At 65.9% G+C, this 20,859-nt stretch carries 21 protein-coding genes and 1 tRNA gene; 8 read left to right on the top strand and 14 right to left on the bottom strand.

Annotated elements, in window-relative coordinates:
* Window positions 1–9: 9 nt before the first annotated feature.
* The 3 genes from DIE15_RS20970 to rpoH form a co-directional block, all read right to left on the bottom strand.
* Complete coding sequence (locus tag DIE15_RS20970) at window positions 10–1,590, bottom strand: cytochrome ubiquinol oxidase subunit I (RefSeq protein WP_057926510.1); 1,581 nt, start codon at window positions 1,588–1,590, stop codon at window positions 10–12.
* Window positions 1,580–1,858 (bottom strand): cytochrome oxidase putative small subunit CydP, encoded by a 279-nt coding sequence (cydP, locus tag DIE15_RS20965; RefSeq protein ID WP_124834254.1) that lies wholly within the window; start codon window positions 1,856–1,858, stop codon window positions 1,580–1,582. Before cydP ends, DIE15_RS20970 begins: the two co-directional genes overlap by 11 nt.
* A gap of 327 nt (window positions 1,859–2,185) precedes the next feature.
* Window positions 2,186–3,121, bottom strand: coding sequence for an RNA polymerase sigma factor RpoH (rpoH, locus tag DIE15_RS20960; RefSeq protein WP_044847484.1), 936 nt, complete (start codon window positions 3,119–3,121; stop codon window positions 2,186–2,188).
* A 361-nt stretch (window positions 3,122–3,482) separates the two neighbouring features.
* On the opposite strand from rpoH, the gene DIE15_RS20955 reads away from it, so the two are divergent.
* Entirely contained in the window at window positions 3,483–4,052 is a 570-nt protein-coding gene (locus tag DIE15_RS20955; protein ID WP_057926512.1) for an acyloxyacyl hydrolase, read from the top strand.
* 45 nt (window positions 4,053–4,097) lie between these two features.
* The gene (locus DIE15_RS20950) at window positions 4,098–4,481 is read left to right on the top strand and encodes a nuclear transport factor 2 family protein (protein ID WP_057926513.1); all 384 of its coding nucleotides are present in this window, start codon (window positions 4,098–4,100) and stop codon (window positions 4,479–4,481) included.
* A 143-nt stretch (window positions 4,482–4,624) separates the two neighbouring features.
* On the opposite strand, the gene leuA is transcribed toward DIE15_RS20950, so the two are convergent.
* Together leuA and ybiB are read right to left on the bottom strand one after the other, a co-directional pair.
* On the bottom strand, window positions 4,625–6,271 hold the full coding sequence (gene leuA / locus DIE15_RS20945) for a 2-isopropylmalate synthase (RefSeq protein WP_124834253.1): 1,647 nt from the start codon (window positions 6,269–6,271) through the stop codon (window positions 4,625–4,627).
* A 405-nt stretch (window positions 6,272–6,676) separates the two neighbouring features.
* Window positions 6,677–7,651: a DNA-binding protein YbiB gene (gene ybiB / locus DIE15_RS20940; protein ID WP_124834252.1), complete on the bottom strand. Its 975-nt coding sequence runs from the start codon at window positions 7,649–7,651 to the stop codon at window positions 6,677–6,679.
* Window positions 7,652–7,848: 197 nt separating this feature from the next.
* Between ybiB and maiA the strand changes: the two genes are divergently transcribed.
* Window positions 7,849–8,493, top strand: a complete 645-nt coding sequence (gene maiA / locus DIE15_RS20935) for a maleylacetoacetate isomerase (protein WP_057926516.1) — start codon at window positions 7,849–7,851, stop codon at window positions 8,491–8,493.
* Window positions 8,494–8,604: 111 nt separating this feature from the next.
* Here the strand turns inward: maiA and ftsY are convergent, their stop codons facing one another.
* Window positions 8,605–9,759, bottom strand: a complete 1,155-nt coding sequence (ftsY, locus tag DIE15_RS20930) for a signal recognition particle-docking protein FtsY (protein ID WP_057926517.1) — start codon at window positions 9,757–9,759, stop codon at window positions 8,605–8,607.
* A 186-nt stretch (window positions 9,760–9,945) separates the two neighbouring features.
* Here ftsY and rsmD point away from each other — a divergent pair, with 186 nt between their 5' ends.
* From rsmD to DIE15_RS20915, 3 genes are all read left to right on the top strand, one after another.
* Window positions 9,946–10,560, top strand: a complete 615-nt coding sequence (gene rsmD, locus DIE15_RS20925) for a 16S rRNA (guanine(966)-N(2))-methyltransferase RsmD (protein ID WP_124834251.1) — start codon at window positions 9,946–9,948, stop codon at window positions 10,558–10,560.
* A 111-nt stretch (window positions 10,561–10,671) separates the two neighbouring features.
* The gene (gene coaD / locus DIE15_RS20920; protein ID WP_006398238.1) at window positions 10,672–11,169 is read left to right on the top strand and encodes a pantetheine-phosphate adenylyltransferase; all 498 of its coding nucleotides are present in this window, start codon (window positions 10,672–10,674) and stop codon (window positions 11,167–11,169) included.
* Between the two features lie 59 nt (window positions 11,170–11,228).
* Window positions 11,229–11,495, top strand: coding sequence for a YfhL family 4Fe-4S dicluster ferredoxin (locus DIE15_RS20915; RefSeq protein WP_124834250.1), 267 nt, complete (start codon window positions 11,229–11,231; stop codon window positions 11,493–11,495).
* An 86-nt stretch (window positions 11,496–11,581) separates the two neighbouring features.
* On the opposite strand, the gene hisC is transcribed toward DIE15_RS20915, so the two are convergent.
* The 8 genes from hisC to DIE15_RS20870 form a co-directional block, all read right to left on the bottom strand.
* Complete coding sequence (gene hisC, locus DIE15_RS20910; protein WP_124834249.1) at window positions 11,582–12,649, bottom strand: histidinol-phosphate transaminase; 1,068 nt, start codon at window positions 12,647–12,649, stop codon at window positions 11,582–11,584.
* Window positions 12,650–12,773: 124 nt separating this feature from the next.
* Complete coding sequence (gene pth, locus DIE15_RS20905; protein WP_057926521.1) at window positions 12,774–13,373, bottom strand: aminoacyl-tRNA hydrolase; 600 nt, start codon at window positions 13,371–13,373, stop codon at window positions 12,774–12,776.
* A 130-nt stretch (window positions 13,374–13,503) separates the two neighbouring features.
* Window positions 13,504–14,112, bottom strand: a complete 609-nt coding sequence (locus DIE15_RS20895) for a 50S ribosomal protein L25/general stress protein Ctc (protein WP_124834248.1) — start codon at window positions 14,110–14,112, stop codon at window positions 13,504–13,506.
* Window positions 14,113–14,275: 163 nt separating this feature from the next.
* Window positions 14,276–15,238, bottom strand: coding sequence for a ribose-phosphate pyrophosphokinase (locus DIE15_RS20890; RefSeq protein WP_011886066.1), 963 nt, complete (start codon window positions 15,236–15,238; stop codon window positions 14,276–14,278).
* A gap of 44 nt (window positions 15,239–15,282) precedes the next feature.
* A tRNA-Gln gene (locus DIE15_RS20885) sits at window positions 15,283–15,359 on the bottom strand.
* Between the two features lie 53 nt (window positions 15,360–15,412).
* A complete protein-coding gene (gene ispE, locus DIE15_RS20880) occupies window positions 15,413–16,294 on the bottom strand; it encodes a 4-(cytidine 5'-diphospho)-2-C-methyl-D-erythritol kinase (RefSeq protein WP_124834247.1) in 882 nt (293 codons plus the stop codon).
* Window positions 16,295–16,321: 27 nt separating this feature from the next.
* Window positions 16,322–16,942, bottom strand: coding sequence for a lipoprotein insertase outer membrane protein LolB (gene lolB, locus DIE15_RS20875; RefSeq protein ID WP_124834246.1), 621 nt, complete (start codon window positions 16,940–16,942; stop codon window positions 16,322–16,324).
* Complete coding sequence (locus tag DIE15_RS20870) at window positions 16,942–18,765, bottom strand: tetratricopeptide repeat protein (protein ID WP_057926524.1); 1,824 nt, start codon at window positions 18,763–18,765, stop codon at window positions 16,942–16,944. The genes lolB and DIE15_RS20870 overlap by 1 nt, the downstream gene beginning before the upstream one ends.
* A gap of 86 nt (window positions 18,766–18,851) precedes the next feature.
* Here DIE15_RS20870 and mutM point away from each other — a divergent pair, with 86 nt between their 5' ends.
* Window positions 18,852–19,679, top strand: coding sequence for a bifunctional DNA-formamidopyrimidine glycosylase/DNA-(apurinic or apyrimidinic site) lyase (gene mutM / locus DIE15_RS20865; RefSeq protein WP_041491280.1), 828 nt, complete (start codon window positions 18,852–18,854; stop codon window positions 19,677–19,679).
* A gap of 37 nt (window positions 19,680–19,716) precedes the next feature.
* Entirely contained in the window at window positions 19,717–20,823 is a 1,107-nt protein-coding gene (gene mutY, locus DIE15_RS20860; protein WP_124834245.1) for an A/G-specific adenine glycosylase, read from the top strand.
* The last annotated feature ends 36 nt before the right edge of the window (window positions 20,824–20,859 follow it).

Genomic DNA, 20,859 nt, shown 5'->3' with positions numbered 1-20,859 from the left:
GGGGCGTGCTCAAACCGCGGCACGCTCGCCGGCTGCGGCGAGTTCGTGGTGATAGCGGCCGGTATGCAGCGACGACGGGCCGAGGCGCGCGTACTTGAACATCAGCTTGATCTCGATGACGAACAGCGCGGTGTAGAACAGGATGAAGCCGGCGAGACTCAGGTACAGGTCGCTCGGCTGCAGGCTCGACGCGGACAGGTGCGTCGGCAGCACGCCCGCGATCGTCCACGGCTGGCGGCCGAGCTCGGCGACGATCCAGCCGAATTCGATCGCGATCCACGGCAGCGGGATCGCCCACACCGCGTAGCGGAGGAACCAGCGGCGGTTGTCATGCAGCAGCTCGCGGCGCGCGCAGAACCAGAACGCGGCGACGAACGTCGCGACGAACAGGAAGCCGAGGGCCACCATGATCCGGAACGAGAAGAACACGGGCGCAACAGGCGGGATCGTCTTCTTCGCGGCGGCCTTGATCTGCTCGGGCGTCGCATCGACCACGTTCGGCGTGAACTGCTTGAGCATCAGCCCGTAGCCGAGATACTGCTTGTGCTGGTCGAACAACGCGCGGGTTGCCTCGCTCGTGTCCCCCTGCTTGATCTTCTGCAGCGCGCCGTACGCGACCATCCCGCTCTGGATGTGCTCCTCGCTGTGCTTCGCGAGCTCGCGCAGGCCGATCACCGGTTCGTCGATCGAGCGCGTCGCGATCAGGCCGAGCGCGTACGGGATCCTGATCGCGTAGTCGGTGCGCTGCGCTTCCTGGTTCGGGATGCCGATCAGCGTGAACGATGCGGGCGCCGGTTGCGTTTCCCATTCCGACTCGATCGCGGCGAGCTTCATCTTCTGCACTTCGCCCGTCGTATAGCCCGATTCGTCGCCGAGCACGATCACGCAGAGCGTCGCCGCGAGGCCGAATCCGGCTGCGACCGCGAACGAGCGCAGCGCGAAGTCGACGTCGCGCTTCTTCAGCAGGTACCACGACGACACGCCGAGCACGAACATCGCCGCCGACACGTAGCCGGCCGACACGGTGTGCACGAACTTCACCTGCGCGACCGGGTTGAACAGCACGTCGAACAGGCTCGTCATCTCCATGCGCATCGTCTGGTAATTGAACTCGGCGCCGACCGGGTTGTTCATCCAGCCGTTCGCGACGAGGATCCACAGCGCGGACAGGTTCGAGCCGAGCGCGACGAGGAACGTGACCATCAGGTGCTTGACCTTCGACAGGCGGTTCCAGCCGAAGAAGAACAGGCCGACGAACGTCGATTCGAGGAAGAACGCCATCAGGCCTTCGACCGCGAGCGGCACGCCGAAGATGTCGCCGACGTAGTGCGAGTAGTACGACCAGTTCGTACCGAACTGGAATTCGAGCGTGATGCCGGTCGTCACGCCCATCGCGAAGTTGATCCCGAACAGCTTGCCCCAGAACTGGGTCATGTCCTTGTAGACCTGCTTGCCGGTCATCACGTAGACGGCTTCCATGATGACGAGCAGCCAGGACAGGCCGAGCGTCAGCGGCACGAACAGGAAGTGGTAGAGCGCCGTGATGCCGAACTGCAGACGCGACAGATCGACGACTTCGCTACTTATCATGGTGGTCTCCCTCGGTAGATGCAGGCACCGGCACCGAGAGCAGCTTCTCGGCGACGGCGGCAGGCGGCAGCGACATGTGCTCAGCCTGCGGATGATTGAAGAATGCGTATTTGAGCGACATCAAGAGAACCAGCTTGACGATCAGTACCAGCGTGATGTCGCGGGCGAGGGTTGGCCCGCGTGCCCACGCGCCGATGCGCGCGCGCCAGCCGGGCGTGCCGGCGGCCTGCGGGGGAGGCGGCGCAGGCTCTTTATTGATCGAGATCAAGGCGATTATCCTGAATCGATTTACATGGTTTTGGGGCGACTTTACGTCGGATTTATGACGGCACTTAAGCTGTTTTAATCCTTTTAAGCCGACATGCCAATTTTAAAATGCCGGCATTCCGATGCCGAGTGCTGCGCTGCGGCAGACCGTCGCGAACCGAGGGTTGAAACTTGAGGTAGATCAAGGTTATGCGGAAGGGGCCCGAAACCGCCCGATATCCGATCAATAAGGTCGATTAATACGAAAAAAACGGGAGAAAGGATGGGCGAAAAAAAACCGCTGCCAGTAGGCAGCGGTTTTGGATGAAGCGCTCTGAATTGCCGGGATTTATGCGTATTCGGCCAGCGCAGTGCGCATCTTCTTCATGGCGCTCGCTTCGATCTGGCGGATGCGTTCCGCCGACACGCCGAATTCGGCCGCGAGATCGTGCAGCGTCGAGCCGCCCGAGCCGTCGTCGTCGACGTTCAGCCAGCGCGCCTCGATGATCCGGCGGCTGCGCGCGTCGAGCGCCTCGAGCGCCTGCGCGATGCCGTCCGTCTGCAGCATGTCGCGCTGACGCGCGGCGAGCACGGCGGTCGGCTCGTTGTGCGAGTCGGCCAGGTAGGCGATCGGTGCGTACGACTCCTCGCCGTCTTCCACTTGCCCTTCGAGCGCGATGTCGCCGCCCGACAGGCGCGTTTCCATTTCGGTCACGTCTTCGCGCTTGACGTTGAGCTCCTGCGCGAGGCCGTCGATTTCCTCGGGCGTCATCGCCTGCATGCTCTTCTTGTGGCTGCGCAGGTTGAAGAACAGCTTGCGCTGCGCCTTCGTCGTCGCGACCTTCACCATCCGCCAGTTGCGCAGGATGTACTCGTGGATCTCGGCCTTGATCCAGTGGATCGCGTACGACACCAGGCGCACGTTCTGCGCCGGGTCGAAACGCTTCACCGCCTTCATCAGGCCGATGTTGCCTTCCTGGATCAGGTCGCCGTGCGGCAGGCCGTAGCCGAGATAGTTGCGCGCGATCGACACGACGAGCCGCAGGTGCGACAGCACGAGGCGGCGTGCCGAGTCGAGGTTGTTGTCTTCGCGGAATTCGGTCGCGTACTGGCGTTCCTCTTCGGCGCTCAACAGCGGGATCCGGTTGACGGCCTGGATGTACGCATCGATGTTGCCAAGCTGGCCCGGCAACATCGATTGAGTTGCGAGCGCCAGCGAGCCTGCCGATTCGGCCTTGGCCGGCGTCGGGCTCAGGGTGTTCGGAAGGGTCAGGGCGTGGCTCACTAAAAAACTCCTTTGGAATCAGGGACAAACCCTTGGTCTCGGATGAGATTCCGGGGGTCATCTTAGCACTCCCACAATCCGAGTGCTAATTCCTTAGAGGGCACGTGGGCATCCAAGTTCCCGGTTTTCTATCGAACTACTCGAGTCGATAGTCTAATTTGCGACCGGGTTGGTCGGAGGAAGTTCCGTAAGCCGTTGTTTCTGATGGTAATCAGTAGACGATTTCGATTTTTGTAGTTTTGGAAGCAAACAATTTCGCTTCGTGATGCCGATCCGAAAAGTCCTTTACCATACCATTCAGTTCGCTCGGGCCCAGCCGTTGCGGCTGGGCTCCATTCAACCCACAAAGTTGGAGTGTCAGATGAACAATAAGAAGAATCGCCGGACCCGTAGCCGGCTTGCGCTGCATGCGTTGCTCGCGGCGTCGCTGCTGGGCGGATCGGGGGCCGCGTTCGCGGACCGGTGGGGGATCCAGGCGGGCGGCGGGTTTTCCGACCGCCACGGGATCGACAAGGGTGATCTCGGCGTGGTGTGGGATCCGGGCTGGAACTGGTGGGAAATCGGCGGCTGGCACTTCGCGTTCGTGGTGGAGGGGCACGTCGGCTACTGGCACACGGGCGGCAACGTCCATAGCAGCATCGGCGAATTCGGGGTGACGCCAATGTTCCGCTTCATCAAGAGCGCGGGGCAGGTTCGCCCGTTCATTGAGGCCGGCGGCGGCGTCCGGCTTCTGACGCACCCGACGATCTCGGACAATTTCTCGCTGTCGACCGCATTCCAGTTCGCGCCGACTGCGGGTGTCGGCGTGCAGTTCGGCCAACGGCAACAGTATCAGGTCGGCTACCGTTTTGAACATGTGTCTAACGCGGGTATCAAAGAGCCGAATCCTGGTATAAATTTCCACCAGTTCTACGTGCAATACAACTTCTGATCCGCACGCCCGCGCACGGCGGGCGCGTTGCCGAGGAGTCAGGCGATGGCGAAGGTGGTCGATGCGATTCGCGCACTCGAGCGCGATCGGTTCCGGGCGATGGTCGACGGGGACGGCGAGGCGCTCGATGCGCAATTGTCGGACAAGGTGTTCTTCGTGCACACCAACGGCAAACGCGAAACCAAGCAGCAGTTCATTGACGCGATCGTTGCCGGCCGCCGCCGCTATCGTCAGATCGAAATCCAGTCGCAGGACCTGCTGCCCGTCGGCGACGCAACCTGCGTCGTCACCGGGCGCGCGCTGATCGAGATGGAGACCAACAACGGCGGGCTGGTGTTTCCGATCGCCTATACCGCCGTCCATACCCACGAGCAGGGCCATTGGCGCCTGCTGGCGTGGCAGGCGACGCGGTGCGCGACCGAGACATGAGCGCGCGTGGCGCTCGTTTTCATGTCCCGACCGAAGCGGCCTTCTGGGCCGCTTTTCATTGGCCCGTGCGGCGCGGATCGCGCGGCGCACGGGCGGTCACGCACCGCTCGCTGACGTTCAAACCCTGAAGCGAAACCTGCCGGTCAGGCCGCCGCACGGCGGTCGGCGCAATGCCAGGCCGAGCGGTTGACCGCGCTCACGACCGCATCGAGCGCGGCGCTCGCCGCATCGGCATGCACGCCGACACCGTGCCGCGGCGGCGCATCGCCGACCCGGCAGCCGACCGATACTGCGATCCGGCCGTCCGCCGTGCGCGCGTGTTCGCACGAGGCGACGTCGATCGTCGTGCCGGCCGCCGTCGCGAAGGCCGTGGCCACGCGTTGCACGACGTCTTCGGGCGTTGCGCCGGCTGGCGGCACACCCGCGATATCGCGGTTCCGCCAGTGCGCGCTGTCGCCGTGGCGCGCGGCCGGGCCGTCGGTCTCGAAGAATTCGCGGGCGAACAGCGCGCAGATCGCGTCGCCGGTCACTTCCTCGCCGGATGCGTCGGCGAGCGTCTGCACCGCGTGGCTGAATTCGATCTGCACGCGGCGCGTCGGCGTGAAACCCATCCCGCGTTCGAGCAGGAACGTCGCGCCGCCCTTGCCGGACTGGCTGTTCACGCGGATCACCGCGTCATAGCTGCGGCCGAGGTCGGCCGGGTCGATCGGCAGGTACGGCACTTCCCACACCGCGTCGGGACGCTGTTGCGCGAAGCCCTTGCGGATCGCATCCTGGTGCGAGCCGGAGAACGCGGTGAATACGAGGTCGCCCGCGTACGGATGGCGCGGATGCACCGGAATCTGGTTGCAGCGCTCGACCACGCGGCGCACCGCGTCGATGTCGGAGAAGTCGAGGCCCGGGTCGATGCCCTGCGTGTAGAGGTTCAGCGCCAGCGTGACGAGATCGACGTTGCCGGTGCGCTCGCCGTTGCCGAACAGGCAGCCTTCGATGCGGTCGGCGCCTGCGAGCAGCGCGAGTTCGGCGGCTGCCACAGCGGTGCCGCGATCGTTGTGCGGATGCACGGACAGCACGATGCTGTCGCGATACGCGAGATTGCGGTCCATCCACTCGATCTGGTCGGCGAACACGTTCGGGCCCGCGGCTTCGACGGTCGCCGGGAGGTTGACGATCATCTTGTGATCGCGGGTCGGCCGCCAGGCTTGCGCGACCGCGTCGCACACTTCGCGCGCGAACGTCAGCTCGGTCATGCTGAAGGTTTCCGGCGAGTACTGGTAGGTCCAGTGCGTGTCCGGGCGGGCCGCCGCGTGTTCCTTGATCATGCGCGTGCCCTCGACCGCGAGCGCCTTCACGTCGTCCTTCGACATCCCGAACACGATGCGCCGGAACGACGGGCAGATCGCGTTGTACAGGTGCACGATCGCGCGCGGCACGCCTTCGAGCGCGTCGAAGGTGCGCGCGATCAGGTCTTCGCGCGACTGCACGAGCACTTCGATCGTCACGTCGTCGGGAATGCGCTTCTCGTCGATCAGCTTGCGGACGAAATCGAAGTCGGTTTGCGACGCCGACGGAAAACCGACTTCGATCTCCTTGAAACCGATCGCGACCAGCATGTCGAAGAATTCCAGTTTCTGTTCGATGCTCATCGGCTCGATCAGCGACTGGTTGCCGTCGCGCAGGTCGGTACTCATCCAGACCGGCGCACGCTCGATGGTGCGGGTCGGCCAGCGGCGGCCATTGAGGCGGACGGGTTCGAACGGACGGTACTTGTCTTGCGGGTTGCGCTTCATCTTCGGGACCTCGGGTCTCAAGTCGCGAGCGAAGACGGGCGGCATGGGCGACGGTTGGCGCTGCCTCGCACCGTGGCGCTGGAAACGCGCCGCGGATGCGGATGATCTTCGCGAATCGACCGACGGATAGACGGACGAATGCTGACGACTTCGGGTTGTAAAAACTGCGAGAAGGGTGCTGCGAGGAACTGCAGGGAGGGACCGTGCGGACAGCACACGGCGCTAAGACAGCCTTAGGCTAGTCGTAGCGATAGCGACCGCGCTAGGCGGCCGGAGGTAATTCGGAGGGTGTTCGGAAAGGAACGCATGGCGACAACTCTATGCCAGGATGCGTGTGCGTGTCAAATGGTCGGTTCAAAGGTCGGCCCGAAGTCGGCCCGAAAGGGGGCCGACCCGGGATATCGGTCACGGTGCAATCCGGGCGATCTGCACGATCGTCGCGACTTGCCGTGCAAGCGTGTCGGGCACCGGCATTTCGCCGCGCAGCACGGCGTCCGTCCACGCGGCCGTCGTCGCCGCGTCGCGCGATTCGGGCAGCGCGACGGGCGGCGCGTCGCTCGACGAGCGCTCGGCATCGATCAGCGTGTCGCACACGCCGTCGTGCAGCCAGTCGACCTGCACCTGGCGCCGCGTGTCGGCCACCGCTTCGCCTTCGGTGCCGCGCGCGAGCAGCGCGCCGCCGAGCGCGGCATTCGGATGATCGCGGAACAGTTGTGCGAGGCTGTCGCGGTACGGCGGATGCGTGTAGTTGACGAGCCGCAGCCCGGCCGGCGCGAACGGCTGCAGGATCTTCACGAGCGTGTGCGTGGAGTTGCGCACGCCGAGCACGCCGCGCAGCGACAGCAGGTGCGCGATGCGCGGCGCCAGCGCATCGATCGGCGCAAACGCGACGCGGCGCTCGGCGAGCGTGTCCTCGATCGCATCGTGTGAGGTCGACGGCGCGATCGACAGCGCCGTGAAGATCTCCGCGCTCGTCACGCGGCCCGGATCGCGCTCGACGCCGTGCACGAGCACTGGCACCCCTTCGCGCGCGAGCAGCAGCGCGAGCAGCGGCACGAGATTCGGCTGCTTGCGCGCGCCGTTGTAGCTCGGGATCGACACCGGGCGGAACGCGGCATCCTGCACGTGCACGGGTTCGAACGATGCCTGCGCGGCGGCGAGCATCGCCGCCAGTTCGTCGGCGCTTTCACCCTTCAGGCGATAGGCGATCAGGATCGCGCCGAGTTCGACGTCCGACACGCGCGCATCGAGCATCGCGCGATAGAGCTCGAACGTGTCTTCGGCGGACAGCGCGCGTGCGCCGTGCGGGCCGCGGCCGATTTCCTTGATGAAGCGGGCGCAAGGGAACGGCGAGGCGGCGGAGTCGTGAGGAGCGGTCATCGGGGCGTGGGGCGTCGGCCGGCATCGGGCCGCGCGGTGAGCGGTAAGGAATGCCCCGAGTATCGCACGGGCGCGGCTCGCCCAAGCACGGTCGCGCGCGCCGACGCGGCGCGGCGCGCTAAACTCGGGTTCCCGGCGGTGCCGCATGTGCGCTGCGGACGCCGCCGCCGGCCGAATACGATCAAGAGAGACATCCCATGAAGCTCTACAGCTATTTCCGCAGTTCCGCGTCGTACCGCGTGCGGATCGCCCTGAACCTGAAGCAGCTGCCGTACGACACGGTCCCCGTGCATATGCTGCGCGACGGCGGCGAGCAACTGAAGGACGCGTACCGCGCGGTGAACCCCGATGCGGTCGTGCCGACGCTGATCGACGGCGATGCCACGTTGCAGCAATCGCTCGCGATCATCGAATATCTCGAGGAAACGCATCCCGAACCCGCGTTGCTGCCGAAGCAGCCGGTCGACCGCGCGTATGTGCGGGCGATTGCGCTGCAGGTCGCGTGCGAGATCCATCCGCTGAACAACCTGCGCGTGCTGAAGTACCTGAAGCACACGCTGAAGGTGCCCGAGGATGCGAAGAACGAGTGGTACCGGCACTGGATCGAGGCGGGTTTCGCGTCGCTCGAGACGCGCCTCGCGAACGATCCGCGCACCGGCAAGCTGTGCTTCGGCGACACGCCGACGCTCGCCGACATCTGCATCGTGCCGCAGGTGTTCAACGCGAACCGCTTCTCGGTCGACACGACGCGCTTCCCGACGATCCAGCGGATCGCCGATCATGCGTCGACGCTCGATGCGTTCAAGGCCGCGGAGCCCGGCGTGCAGCCCGACGCCGAGTGATGTCGAGTGATGCCGAGCGCCGCCGCGGCCGCCGGCTGGTGGCTTGCGGCTTGCGGCCGCGCATGAAAAAGGGCGCCCGAAGGCGCCCTGTGCGATGCGGCCCGGCGGTGTTCAGCCGAGCAGCGCGTCCGCGAATTCCACGGCGCTGAACGGCTGCAGGTCCTCGACCTTCTCGCCGACGCCGATGAAGTAGACGGGCACCGGACGCTGCCGCGCGATTGCGGCGAGAATCCCGCCCTTGGCAGTGCCATCGAGCTTCGTGACGATCAGGCCTGTGAGGCCGAGCGCATCGTCGAAGGCCTTCACTTGCGTGAGCGCGTTCTGGCCCGTGTTCGCGTCGATCACGAGCAGCACCTCGTGCGGTGCGCCGTCGTGCGCCTTCGAGATCACGCGCTTCACCTTCTTCAGCTCTTCCATCAGGTGCAGTTGCGTCGGCAGGCGGCCGGCCGTGTCGGCCATCATCACGTCGATCTTGCGCGCGCGCGCGGCACTGACCGCATCGAAGATCACCGCGGCCGGGTCGCCGCTTTCCTGCTGGACGACCGTCACGTTGTTGCGCTCGCCCCAGACCGCAAGCTGTTCGCGCGCGGCCGCGCGGAACGTGTCGCCCGCGGCCAGGAGCACCGACTGGTCGAAGCTCTGCAAATGCTTCGCGAGCTTGCCGATGCTGGTGGTCTTGCCTGCGCCGTTCACGCCCGTGATCATCATCACGAGCGGCTGCGCGCGGCCGAGCATCAGCGATTTTTCGAGCGGCTGCAGCAGCTCGACGAGCAGATCGTGCAGCGCGCCCTTCACCTGCTGCGGATCGGTCAGCCGGCCCGCGCGCACCTTCTCGCGCAGCGCGCCGAGCAGGTATTCGGTCGCGTCGACGCCGGCGTCCGACATCAGCAGCGCGGTTTCGAGTTCCTCGTACAGATCCTCGTCGATCTTCGTGTTGACGAATACGCCGGTGATGCTCGAACCCGTCTTCGCGAGCCCCGACTTCAGGCGCGCGAGCCACGACTTCTTCGCGGAGGCATCCTGCGTCGGCGGCGGCACGATCTCGACCGCTTCGACGACTTCGTTGCTGCCGTCGTTGGTCGGCGTGACCGTCACCACGACGGCCGGCGCGGCGGATGGGGTGGGTGCTCGCGGTGCTTCGACCGCCTGGCGGGCATCTGGGGCGGGCGCGTCGGACGGCTCGTCCGGTTGCGGCACGTCGGCCGATTGCGATTCCGCGGAGTCGGGCTCCTGCGTTTTCTTGAATCGTTTGAAGAAGCTGAACATGGTCTGACGTCGGGAAGAGGGCGGAGCGCCGCAGGGGCCGTCGGGCGTGCGCACGGCGGCCGAAACCGTGCATTTTATCAGTGCGGCGAGGCACTCGCGTCAGCCGGTGCCGCCGCTGTGGTAACGTGCGCCTGTTTGGCGGTGCGCCCTCGTGCGCACCCGGTCCCTCCGTTGTCGATATTCCGTATGTCCCGTTCCGCTTCCGGCCGCCCCGCGGCCCCCTCCGCCCGCGGCAAGCCGCACACGATCCGCATCATCGGCGGTGACTGGAAACGCACGCCGCTCGCCGTGCTCGATCTCGACGGCCTGCGGCCGACGCCCGATCGCGTGCGCGAGACGCTGTTCAACTGGCTCGGCCAGGATCTCGAAGGCCGGCGCTGCCTCGACCTGTTCGCGGGCACCGGCGCGCTCGGGTTCGAGGCCGCGTCGCGCGGCGCGGCGAGTGTCGTGATGGTCGAGCGCCACCCGCGCGCGGCGCAACAACTGCGTGCGATCAAGGACAAGCTCGGCGCGCGCTCGGTCGAGGTCGCGGAAGCCGATGCGCTGCGGCTGGCGGCCGGGCTGACCCCGGGCGCGTTCGACGTCGTGTTCCTCGATCCGCCGTTCGGCGAGCCGGCCGTGCTCGATCGCGCGATCGCGCTGGCCGCGCCGCTCGTCGCGCCCGATGGCGCGCTGTACGTCGAGACGGGGGCGGAGCTCGACCCCGACGCGCACGAAGCGCTCGCCGGCTGGCAGGTGGTGAAGCACGGCAAGGCCGGTGCGGTTCACTATCATTTGCTGCGGCGCGAAAATGATGAATAATGCGCGTTCCATACGAGGCGGCGCGCTGCAAAGGCGACGCATGCCCATCTCGGCAGTGGCGTGCGCGTTGCACGGCTGCTACCCCGTTTGCGTAATGACAGGAGGAGCGACATGGTAGTCGCCGTGTATCCCGGTACGTTCGATCCGCTGACGCGCGGGCACGAAGACCTCGTGCGGCGTGCGTCGAGCATTTTTGATACGCTGGTGGTCGGTGTGGCCGACAGCCGCGCGAAGAAGCCGTTCTTCTCGCTGGAAGAACGTCTGAAGATTGCGAACGAGGTGCTCGGCCATTATCCGAACGTGAAGGTGATGGGGTTCAAGGGCCTGTTGAAGGACTTTGTCCGCACCAACAATGCACGCGTGATCGTGCGCGGCCTGCGTGCCGTGTCCGATTTCGAATATGAGTTCCAGATGGCGGGGATGAACCGCTATCTGCTGCCCGACGTCGAGACGATGTTCATGACGCCGTCCGATCAGTACCAGTTCATCTCGGGGACGATCGTGCGCGAAATCGCACAGTTGGGCGGCGATGTCAGCAAGTTCGTGTTCCCGTCCGTCGAGAAGTGGCTGACCGAGAAAGTCGCTGCGATGGGAGGCCCGGCCGCGTGACGCGGCGCCGGCCGGTTTCGTTGCGAAGCCGGCCGCCGGCCTGAAGAAGTGAGATCAGTATGTCTTTGATGATTACCGACGAGTGCATCAATTGCGACGTGTGCGAGCCCGAGTGCCCGAACGGCGCGATTTCGATGGGCCCGGATATCTACGTGATCGACCCGCACAAGTGCACCGAGTGCGTCGGCCATTTCGACGAGCCGCAGTGCCAGCAGGTATGTCCGGTCGAGTGCATTCCGCGCGATCCGCAGCATGAAGAATCGCACGTGCAGTTGATGGAGAAGTATCACGCGTTGACCGCCGCGAAGGGCGACGACGCGCAGTGACCTTGCGGTGACGCGCGTGCGTCACCACGCGTCACGATTTCCTCGGCCGGCGCCGTTCGGCGCCGGTTTCGCTTCCCGCTTGCGGTTCAGCCGATCAGGTCGCGCAACGCCGCGACGAGCGCATCACATTCGGCATCGGTGCCGACGGTGATGCGTAGGTGCTGGTCGATGCGCGGCGCGCGGAAGTGCCGCACGAAAATTTCCCGATCCTTCAGCTTTGCCGCGATCGTGCCCGCATCGTGCGCGGGATGGCGCGCGAACACGAAATTCGCGGCCGACGGCACGACGTCGAAGTCGAGCGCCTCGAGCGCGTGCGTGAGCCGCGCACGGCTGTCGATCACGCGCCGGCAGGTCGCGTCGAAATAGTCGGTGTCTTCGTATGCCGCCTGCGCGGCGACCTGCGCGAGCCGGTCGAGCGGATAGGAATTGAAGCTGTCCTTCACGCGATTCAGCGCGTCGATCAGCGCCGCATCGCCGAACGCGAAGCCGACGCGCATGCCCGCGAGCGAGCGAGCCTTCGACGTCGTGTGCACGACGAGCAGGTTCGGATGGCGATCGATCAGCGTGATCGCGGATTGCGCGCCGAAATCGACATACGCTTCGTCGATCAGCACGACCGACGACGGGTTCGCGGCCGCGATCCGTTCGACGTCCGCGAGCGGCAGCGCGCGCCCGGTCGGCGCATTCGGATTCGGGAACAGCACGCCGCCGGCATCGTCGAGATAGTCTTCGACGCGGATCGAGAAGTCGTCCGCAAGCGGCACGATCGTGGTCTCGACGCCGTACAGGCGTGCGTAGGTGGGGTAGAAGCTGTACGAGATGTCCGGAAAGCGCAGCGGCCGGTCATGCTTGAGCAATGCCTGGAATGCGTGCGCGAGGACCTCGTCGGAGCCGTTGCCGACGAAGACCTGCTCGGGCTTGATGCGGTGATGAGCCGCGACCGTCTCGCGCAGTGCGCGCGCGAGCGGGTCGGGGTAGCGGCGCAGCGTGTCGCCGGTGTCGCCCAGTTCGCGTGCGATCGCCGCGACGACGCGCGGCGAAGGCGGATAGGGATTCTCGTTGGTGTTCAGCTTGACGGGGTGTGCGAGCGCGGGCTGTTCGCCCGGCACGTAAGGCACGAGTTGCTGAACGACGTCGCTCCAGTAACGGCTCACCGCTTGGCTCCTGACAGGCAAAAACGACCAGATTACCGCATGTGAGCGCTGCGGTGCGCAATTGCGCGAGACGGAGATGCCGCCCGGCGCTGCCGGACGGCACGTCGCACCATGCCGGTGCGGGTCAGTTGCGATGCAGCTGCATCGTTGCGCGATCGAGTTCGCCCTTGACGACCATCGGCATCACGGCGAGCGCGCGCTCGATCGATGCGTCGATCACGTCCTGCTCTTCGCGGCGCGGCGGCTTCAGCACGAAGTTCGCGACGTCGGGTTTCGCCCCGGCGCGCGCGCCTTCCGGGATCAGGTCGCGCGGATGGCCGATGCCGATGCGCAGGCGCCAGTACTGTTGCGACGACAGGTGTGCGGAGATGTCCTTCAGGCCGTTGTGGCCGCCGCTGCCGCCGCCGAGCTTCAGCTTGACGGTGCCGGGCGGCAGATCGAGCTCGTCGTGCGCGACGAGGATCTGGTCGGGCAGGATCTTGAAGAAACTCGCGAGCGCGACGACCGACTGGCCAGAGCGGTTCATGTAGGTTTGCGGCTCGAGCAGATGGACTTCCTCGCCGTGCAGACGCGCTTTCGCGTAGAAGCCGTGGAAGCGGCGCTCGTCGCGCAGCGTCGTGCCGGCGTCGCGGGCGAGCTGGTCGATCAGCCAGAAGCCGGCGTTGTGGCGCGTCGCAGTGTATTCCGCCCCGGGATTGCCGAGGCCAACGATCAGTTTGATCATGACGTTTCGTAGGCGGCAGCGCCCGCCTGGGCGCAGAAAAAGAAAAACCCGCCGGGCAAGCCGCGGCGGGTTGTGTCGACCGTTTCGTGAAACGGGTCGAACGGGCGCGTGGGCAGCCCTTAGGCAGCCCTTAGGCAGCCGGCGTTTCGCCTTCGCCTGCTGCGTCCGACACGGCACCAGCCGGGACCGTCGCCGATGCGACAACCGGGTTTTCCGCGTCGACGTGCGCGACCAGCGTCACGCCGTTCGGCAGTGCGATGTCCTTCGCGTGCAGCGACTGACCTGCTTCGATCTTCGACAGGTCGACTTCGAGGAATTCCGGCAGAGCCGACGGCAGGCACTCGACTTCGATTTCCGTCGCGACGTGCGAGACGATTGCGCTCGACAGCTTCACTGCCGGGCTGATTTCAGCGTTCAGGAAGTGCAGCGGCACCTTCGTGTGCAGCTTCTTCTTCGCGTCGACGCGCTGGAAGTCCACGTGCAGCACGAGTTGCTTGAACGGGTGGTATTGCACGTCGCGCAGCAGAACCTGTTGCGACTGGCCAGCCACTTCGAGGTCGAGGATCGACGAGTGGAAGGCTTCCTTCTTCAGTGCGTGCCACAGCGCGTTGTGATCGAGTTCGATCTTTTGCGGGGCTGCTTCGCCACCGTAGACGATACCCGTGGTCTTACCGGCGTTGCGCAGGCGGCGGCTCGCACCCGTACCTTGCTGTTGGCGCTCGAAAGCGACGACTTTCATGTGATTCTCCATTAGCTGCCCGCGACCAGGCAGTAAAACGGGGCCGGTGAAATGGCGGCCCCCGATGAAAACGGGCGGGGTTTCGTCTATCCCGCCCGATTGTGCAAAAAGCGAAGCGTTGCCGCTTCGCTTTCTGCGCATGCTTTGTCGTGTCGTTCCGCGATCAGGATTCCGCGAACAGCGACATCACCGAGTCGCCGCGGCGAATCCGCGAGAACGTTTCGGCCAGCAGGCTCGCGCTCGTCAGCGAGCGGATCTTCGAGCAGGCCAGCGATTCGGCCGACAGCGGGATCGTATCGGTGACGACCAGCTCGTCGAGTGCCGATGCGGCGATACGCTCGGCGGCGCCACCCGACAGAACCGGGTGCGTCGCGTACGCGAACACCTGCTTCGCACCGCGATCCTTCAGCACTTGCGCGGCCTTGCAGAGCGTGCCGGCCGTATCGACCATGTCGTCCATGATCACGCAGGTGCGGCCTTCGACTTCACCGATGATGTTCATCACTTCGGCGACGTTCGCCTTCGGACGACGCTTGTCGATGATCGCGAGATCGCAGTTGAGCTGCTTCGCGAGTGCCCGGGCACGCACCACACCGCCGACGTCCGGCGACACGACCAGCAGATCCGAGTAGTTCTGCTTGCGCAGGTCGCCCAGCAGGATCGGCGTTGCGTAGATGTTGTCGACCGGGATGTCGAAGAAGCCCTGAATCTGGTCGGCGTGCAGATCCATCGTGATGATCCGCTCGACGCCGGCGATTTCCAGCATGTTCGCGACGATCTTCGCCGAGATCGCGACGCGCGCCGAACGCGGGCGTCGGTCTTGGCGGGCATAGCCGAAGTAGGGGATGGCGGCAGTGATCCGGCCGGCGGACGCACGCTTGAGCGCGTCGACCATGATCATCAGTTCCATCAGGTTGTCGTTCGCCGGCGCGCACGTGGATTGCAGGACGAAGACGTCCTTGCCGCGCACGTTTTCCTGGATCTCGACCTGGATCTCGCCGTCGGAGAAACGGCTGACCATTGCTTTGCCGAGGGGGATTCCAAGGATATTGACGACTTCCTGGGCGAGCGCGGGATTCGCGTTGCCAGTAAAGACCATCAAGCCATCATGGCTGTGGCTGCTCATCGTGCACCTGCTTCAGGCTTAGGCGGGAAATGCGGGAAAATTTTTGGCAGGGGAGGAAGGACTCGAACCCTCGCATGCCGGAATCAAAATCCGGTGCCTTGACCAACTTGGCGACTCCCCTACACTCAACTGATAACTTCACCGGACTTGTAGGCCATCCGGCAAAGTGAAACTTCATGACGCGAAAGCGAAGAGCGGATGCTCGTTCAAGCTCTCGGCAACTGCACCGTTCCAACTGGTGGGCAGCTTGGCTTTTGCCGCTTCTGCCTCGTGCCTGCTATGAAACGCTGCAAACACGCTTGCTCCGGAGCCGGTCATCCTCGCGGGGGTCACATTATACAACCATTTGACCACCTGCGCAACTTCCGCGTACTTACTTGTCACAACTTTCTGCATGTCGTTCCGACCGAAGCTGTCTGGCCATCCCGCATCGCTGTTTTGCTGTACAAGAAAGTCCGTAATTGTGACTGGCTTCGTATCTCTTGTCAACAACTCATCTGAAAAAATTTCAGCGGTGGGGACATGAACTCGCGGCGTCACAACCAAGAACCAGCGAGTCGGCAATTCTACCTCAGCTAATTCTTCTCCGATACCCTCTGCGAACGCATTTTTTCCAAAAACGAAAAATGGGACGTCGGCGCCGAGTTTTACCGCGAGCGACTGCAGTTCCGCGCGCGGCAGGTCGAGCTGCCACAGTCGATTCAGCGCAAGCAGCGTCGTCGCCGCGTCGGAGCTGCCGCCACCAAGGCCCGCGCCCATCGGCAGACACTTGTCGATCTCGATGTCGACGCCGGCCGCGGTGCCCGTGTGCGCCTTCAGCAGGTTGGCCGCGCGCACGACGAGATCGCTTTGCTCGGGCACGCCCGGCACGTCGGTGACGCGTGCGACGCGACCGTCGTCGCGCAGCGTGAAGTGCAGCGTGTCGCCCCAGTTCAGCAACTGGAACACGCTCTGCAGATCGTGATAGCCGTTCGGGCGACGGCCGGTGATGTGCAGGAACAGGTTGAGTTTCGCGGGCGCAAGGCAGTTGCGCAGCGAGCGGGTCGAATCGGTCATGCGTATGTCGGGGCTAGGTTCACGTGCTTACTGGTCGAGCACGAGCTTGATGTCGAGCGGCGGTGTTGCGCGCACGAGGTTGACGCGTTTGACGCCGGTGGCCGGTGCGTCCGCGTAGGCAAGATAGTCGATCGTCCAGCCGTCCTGGCGGATCTGCTTGACGTGCGTCGTGTCGGCCGGGTCGCGCATCGTCTGGGCGGGCGTCGCGGGCGCCGGTGTCGGCAGCAGCCAGTAACGCAGGCCAGCCAGCGGCAGCGAGAAGCCGAGCGTGTTCTGCATCAGTTCGCCGACATCGGTCGCGTACTGCGGCTGGCGGTTCGGCAGTTCGAGCGACGCGGCCTGCGGCGTCGATTTCACGACCGCGAGCGTCTGGCCGAGCGGGCTGCGCAGTTCCAGCGACACGTCGTCGCCGTGCTCCTGCCAGTCAAAGTTGCCGTACACGTTCTGCTGTCGGCCGAGGCGGTCGTTGTATTGCACCGCGAAGCGGCCGTGGTACGCATGCGTCGCGGTCGTTTGCAGCACGGCGCCGGCCGGCGCATTCGCCGACGGTGGCGTGCTCGCGCAGCCGGCGAGCGCGAGCGCCGCGCCGGCTGCGGCCAGCGTGCGCAGCGCGCGGGAAGACAAGGAAAGCATCGGGAACATCCGCATCAGAGGCCGTTGATCTGGAGGCGCTTCAGCGTCTGCACGAGCGTGTCGTTGTCGGGCTCGAGCTTCTGCGCGGCACGCCACGCGGTACGCGCGTCGTCCTGCGCGCCGCTCTTCCACAGCACTTCGCCGAGGTGCGCGCCGATCTCGGCGTTCGGCTGCAGCTCGTATGCGCGCCGCAGCACCTTTGCCGCGCCGGTCGTGTCGCCCATCCGATACTTCACCCAGCCGAGGCTGTCCATGATGTATGCGTCGTTCGGTGCGAGCGACGTTGCCTTGTCGATTAGCTTGCTGGCTTCGGGCAGGCGCTGGTTTCGATCGGCCAGCGAATAGCCGAGCGCGTTGTACGCCTGCGGGTTGTCGGGCTGCGTGCGGATCAACTCGCGCAGCTCCTTCTCCATCGCCGCGTAGTGGCCGGTTTTCTCGGCCGCCATCGCATAGTCGTAGCGCAGGTCGGGATCGTCCGGGAAGTCCTGGACCGCCTGCGCGAGTCGCGCCTCGGCTTCCGGATAGCGCTTCGCAGTGAACAGGATCGACGCATCGGTGCGTGCGACCACGGCCGCATCGCGCGGATCGCTGATCGGCAGGTCGTCGAGCACCTTGCGCGCCTCGTCGGTCTTGCCCTGTTTCTGCAGCAGCTGCGCGCGCGTGATCTGCGCGGGCAGGTAGTGCTGGCTCGTCTGGTCGACCTTGTCGAGCCATTGCGACGCCTGCGCGTCGTTGCCCTGCTCGATCGCGATCTGCGCGAGATAGATGTAGCCCTGGCCGACGTCGAGGTTCGGCTGTTTGTCGCCGAGCTGCACGTACTGTTTCAGGTACGCGCTCGCGTCGTCGAGCTTCTTCTGCTGGATCTTGATCAGCGCGAGCGCCATCAGCGGCGTCGGGTCCTTCGAGTCGAGCTTGCGCATCGTCTCGAACTGCTTCTGCGCGTCGTCGAGGCGGTCGTCGGCGAGATAGAGCTGCGACAGCGCGAGCCGCGCATCGCGCGACTTCGGATTCTGCTGAACATATTTCTCGAACGACGCGATGCCGGCCGCCCGCTCAGCGGGCCCCATCTGCGACAGCATCAGCGCTGCCGGCAGGTAGTCGGGGCGGATCTGCAGCGCGTGCTTCAGCGACTGCGCGGCGCCTTCCTTGTCGTCAACCGCGAGTTGCTGCCGCGCGATCGCGAGCTGCGCCTCCGGGCGGTTCATGTCGTTCTTCAGCATGTCCTTCAGCACCGCGAGGCCGCCGACGCGGTCGGAGCCGCGCACGAGCAGCGCCTGCAGCGCGAGGATCGCGGGGCCGCGCGTTTCGCCGGTCGCGCGGGCCAGCTCGCGCGCGAGCATCGGCTGCGCGTCGGCCGGCTTGCCGGCGAGCACGAGCAGTGCGGCGTCGACTTGTGACGCGCGGTTCGAATCGGGCGCGTACTGGCGCCACAGATTGGCCGCGGACAGCGCGTCGGCCGGGCTTTGTGCGCCGAGTGCGATCTCGGTCGCACGCTGCGCCATACGCGGATCGCGCGTGTCGCGGGCGAGGGCGAGGTAGGTCTGGTAGGCCGGCGCCGGCTGGTTGCGCTGGAGCGCGACTTCGGCGGCCAGCACCTGGTAGACGATCTGACTCGTCAGCGGGACGCCCGGGAGATCCTTTTTCTCGTCCGGCATCACGTGCTCGAACGCGCCCTGCGGCTCCGCGTCATCCGATGCCGGAGCCTGCGCGTGAGCCGGGAAGGCGGTGAGGGTCCAGGCGGCGAACAGCGCGGCGCCGAGCGCACGGCGGACCGGGAAGGCGCGCGCGCCGCGCTCGGCGGCGGGGCGCTTCAGAAGCAGCTTCGAGGGCAGGGTCATGGAAATCCGTTCGATGTTTCAACCGATTGTAACGCGCTCGCTACAATACACGCACGATCGTGAATCCCGTCTCAGACCCGCAAAACATGCCAGAGTTGCCAGAAGTCGAAGTCACGCGCCGGGGCATCGAGCCCTTTGTCGCGGGCCGCCGCGTCGAGCGTGTCGACGTCCGTACCGCGATGCTGCGCTGGCCCGTGCCGGCCGGGCTCGCGGAGCAATTGCGCGCGCGCGAAGTGCTCGCCGTCGAGCGTCGCGGCAAGTACCTGCTGTTCGAGGTCGACGCGGGCTGGTTCATCGTTCATCTCGGGATGACGGGCACGCTGCGCGTGCTGCCCGCGGCCGGCGTGCCGGTCGCCGCGAAACACGACCACATCGACTGGATCTTCGACGAATTCGTGCTGCGGTTCCGCGATCCGCGCCGCTTCGGCGCCGTGTTGTGGCACCCGCGCGAAGCGGGCGACGTGCATGCGCATCCGTTGCTCGCGAGCCTCGGCGTCGAGCCGTTCTCGCCGGCGTTCACCGGCGCGCTGCTGCACGCGCGCACGCGCGGCCGAACGGTGTCGGTCAAGCAGGCGCTGCTCGCGGGCGACATGGTCGTCGGCGTCGGCAACATCTATGCGTCGGAGAGCCTGTTTCGCGCCGGCATCCGGCCGACGACCGCCGCCGGCAAGGTATCGCTGCCACGCTACGAGCGACTGGCCGACGCGGTGCGCGCGACGCTCGCCGACGCGATCGAGCGCGGCGGCAGCACGCTGCGCGATTTTGTCGGCAGCAACGGCGAAAGCGGCTATTTCCAGCTCGACTGCTTCGTCTACGACCGTGCGGGGCTGCCTTGCCGCGTATGCGGCACGCCGATCCGCCAGATCGTGCAGGGTCAGCGCTCGACCTATTTCTGCCCGACCTGCCAGCGTTGAGCCCCGCGTTAAAACCCTTTTCCAAAGATTCGAACACTTGAAGCCGCCCCGCATCGCTCCCGCTCCGTTCCCCGTCACGCCGCTGCACCGTACGTTCGCCACGCGCCTGATCGCATGGCAGCGCGTGCACGGCCGCCACGACCTGCCGTGGCAGAACACCCGCGATCCGTACCGGATCTGGCTGTCGGAAATCATGCTGCAGCAGACGCAGGTCTCGACGGTCGTCCCGTATTACATGCGCTTTCTCGAGCGCTTTCCCGACGTCGCCGCGCTCGCGGCCGCGCCGGCAGACGACGTGATGGCGCTGTGGGCCGGCCTCGGCTACTACTCGCGCGCACGCAACCTGCACCGCTGTGCGCAGGTCGTCGTCGCCGAGCATGGCGGTGCATTCCCGTCGACGCCCGACGCGCTCGCCGAACTGCCGGGCATTGGCCGCTCGACGGCCGCGGCGATCGCGTCGTTCGCGTACGGTGCGCGTGCGACGATCCTCGACGGCAACGTGAAGCGCGTGCTGGCGCGGGTGTTTGGCGTCGAAGGTTTTCCAGGCGAGAAGCGGGTCGAGAACGACATGTGGGCGCTGGCCGAATCGCTGCTGCCGGATGCCGCGAACGCGGCCGACGTGAGCGCCTATACGCAGGGGCTGATGGATCTCGGCGCGACGCTGTGCGTGCGCGGCAAGCCGGATTGCGCGCGCTGTCCGTTCGCGGTCGACTGCGTTGCGCAGTCGACGGGCCGGCAGCGCGAACTGCCGGCCGCGCGGCCGAAGAAGGCCGTGCCGACGCGCAAGACCTGGATGCTCGTGCTGCGCGACGGCGACGCCGTGCTGCTCGAGCGGCGTCCGCCGGCCGGCATCTGGGGCGGCCTGTGGTGCCTGCCGCAGGCGGACGGCGACGCCGCACTCGCGGAACTCGCACGCGGCTTCGGCGGCGGCGGCCCGGTGCCGCTCGCGCCGTTTACGCACACGTTCACGCATTTCCGGCTCGAGATCGAACCGCGGCTGAGCGACATGACGAACGGCGGGCTGCCGGCTGCGCACGCGCAGGATGCCGAGACGGCGTGGGTGCCGCTCGCCGGGCTCGATGCGTACGGCGTGCCGGCGCCAGTGCGCAAGCTGCTCGATGCGCTGAGCGGACCGCTGCTGTAACGAAAGGGGGAAGGCACCGCGCGGGCCGCGCTTACG

Source organism: Burkholderia sp. Bp9031 (assembly GCF_003857965.1).
GTDB classification, from domain to species: domain Bacteria; phylum Pseudomonadota; class Gammaproteobacteria; order Burkholderiales; family Burkholderiaceae; genus Burkholderia; species Burkholderia ambifaria_A.
This window is presented reverse-complemented; position numbering and strand designations above follow the sequence as displayed.

What these genes read in the sequence shown, in the direction of transcription:
- DIE15_RS20970 (WP_057926510.1), bottom strand. Translation starts at nt 1,590, where the DNA reads ATGATAAGTAGCGAAGTCGTCGATCTGTCGCGTCTGCAGTTCGGCATC.
- DIE15_RS20955 (WP_057926512.1), top strand. Translation starts at nt 3,483, where the DNA reads ATGAACAATAAGAAGAATCGCCGGACCCGTAGCCGGCTTGCGCTGCAT.
- DIE15_RS20950 (WP_057926513.1), top strand. Translation starts at nt 4,098, where the DNA reads ATGGCGAAGGTGGTCGATGCGATTCGCGCACTCGAGCGCGATCGGTTC.
- leuA (WP_124834253.1), bottom strand. Translation starts at nt 6,271, where the DNA reads ATGAAGCGCAACCCGCAAGACAAGTACCGTCCGTTCGAACCCGTCCGC.
- ybiB (WP_124834252.1), bottom strand. Translation starts at nt 7,651, where the DNA reads ATGACCGCTCCTCACGACTCCGCCGCCTCGCCGTTCCCTTGCGCCCGC.
- maiA (WP_057926516.1), top strand. Translation starts at nt 7,849, where the DNA reads ATGAAGCTCTACAGCTATTTCCGCAGTTCCGCGTCGTACCGCGTGCGG.
- ftsY (WP_057926517.1), bottom strand. Translation starts at nt 9,759, where the DNA reads ATGTTCAGCTTCTTCAAACGATTCAAGAAAACGCAGGAGCCCGACTCC.
- rsmD (WP_124834251.1), top strand. Translation starts at nt 9,946, where the DNA reads ATGTCCCGTTCCGCTTCCGGCCGCCCCGCGGCCCCCTCCGCCCGCGGC.
- coaD (WP_006398238.1), top strand. Translation starts at nt 10,672, where the DNA reads ATGGTAGTCGCCGTGTATCCCGGTACGTTCGATCCGCTGACGCGCGGG.
- DIE15_RS20915 (WP_124834250.1), top strand. Translation starts at nt 11,229, where the DNA reads ATGTCTTTGATGATTACCGACGAGTGCATCAATTGCGACGTGTGCGAG.
- pth (WP_057926521.1), bottom strand. Translation starts at nt 13,373, where the DNA reads ATGATCAAACTGATCGTTGGCCTCGGCAATCCCGGGGCGGAATACACT.
- DIE15_RS20895 (WP_124834248.1), bottom strand. Translation starts at nt 14,112, where the DNA reads ATGAAAGTCGTCGCTTTCGAGCGCCAACAGCAAGGTACGGGTGCGAGC.
- DIE15_RS20890 (WP_011886066.1), bottom strand. Translation starts at nt 15,238, where the DNA reads ATGAGCAGCCACAGCCATGATGGCTTGATGGTCTTTACTGGCAACGCG.
- ispE (WP_124834247.1), bottom strand. Translation starts at nt 16,294, where the DNA reads ATGACCGATTCGACCCGCTCGCTGCGCAACTGCCTTGCGCCCGCGAAA.
- lolB (WP_124834246.1), bottom strand. Translation starts at nt 16,942, where the DNA reads ATGCGGATGTTCCCGATGCTTTCCTTGTCTTCCCGCGCGCTGCGCACG.
- DIE15_RS20870 (WP_057926524.1), bottom strand. Translation starts at nt 18,765, where the DNA reads ATGACCCTGCCCTCGAAGCTGCTTCTGAAGCGCCCCGCCGCCGAGCGC.
- mutM (WP_041491280.1), top strand. Translation starts at nt 18,852, where the DNA reads ATGCCAGAGTTGCCAGAAGTCGAAGTCACGCGCCGGGGCATCGAGCCC.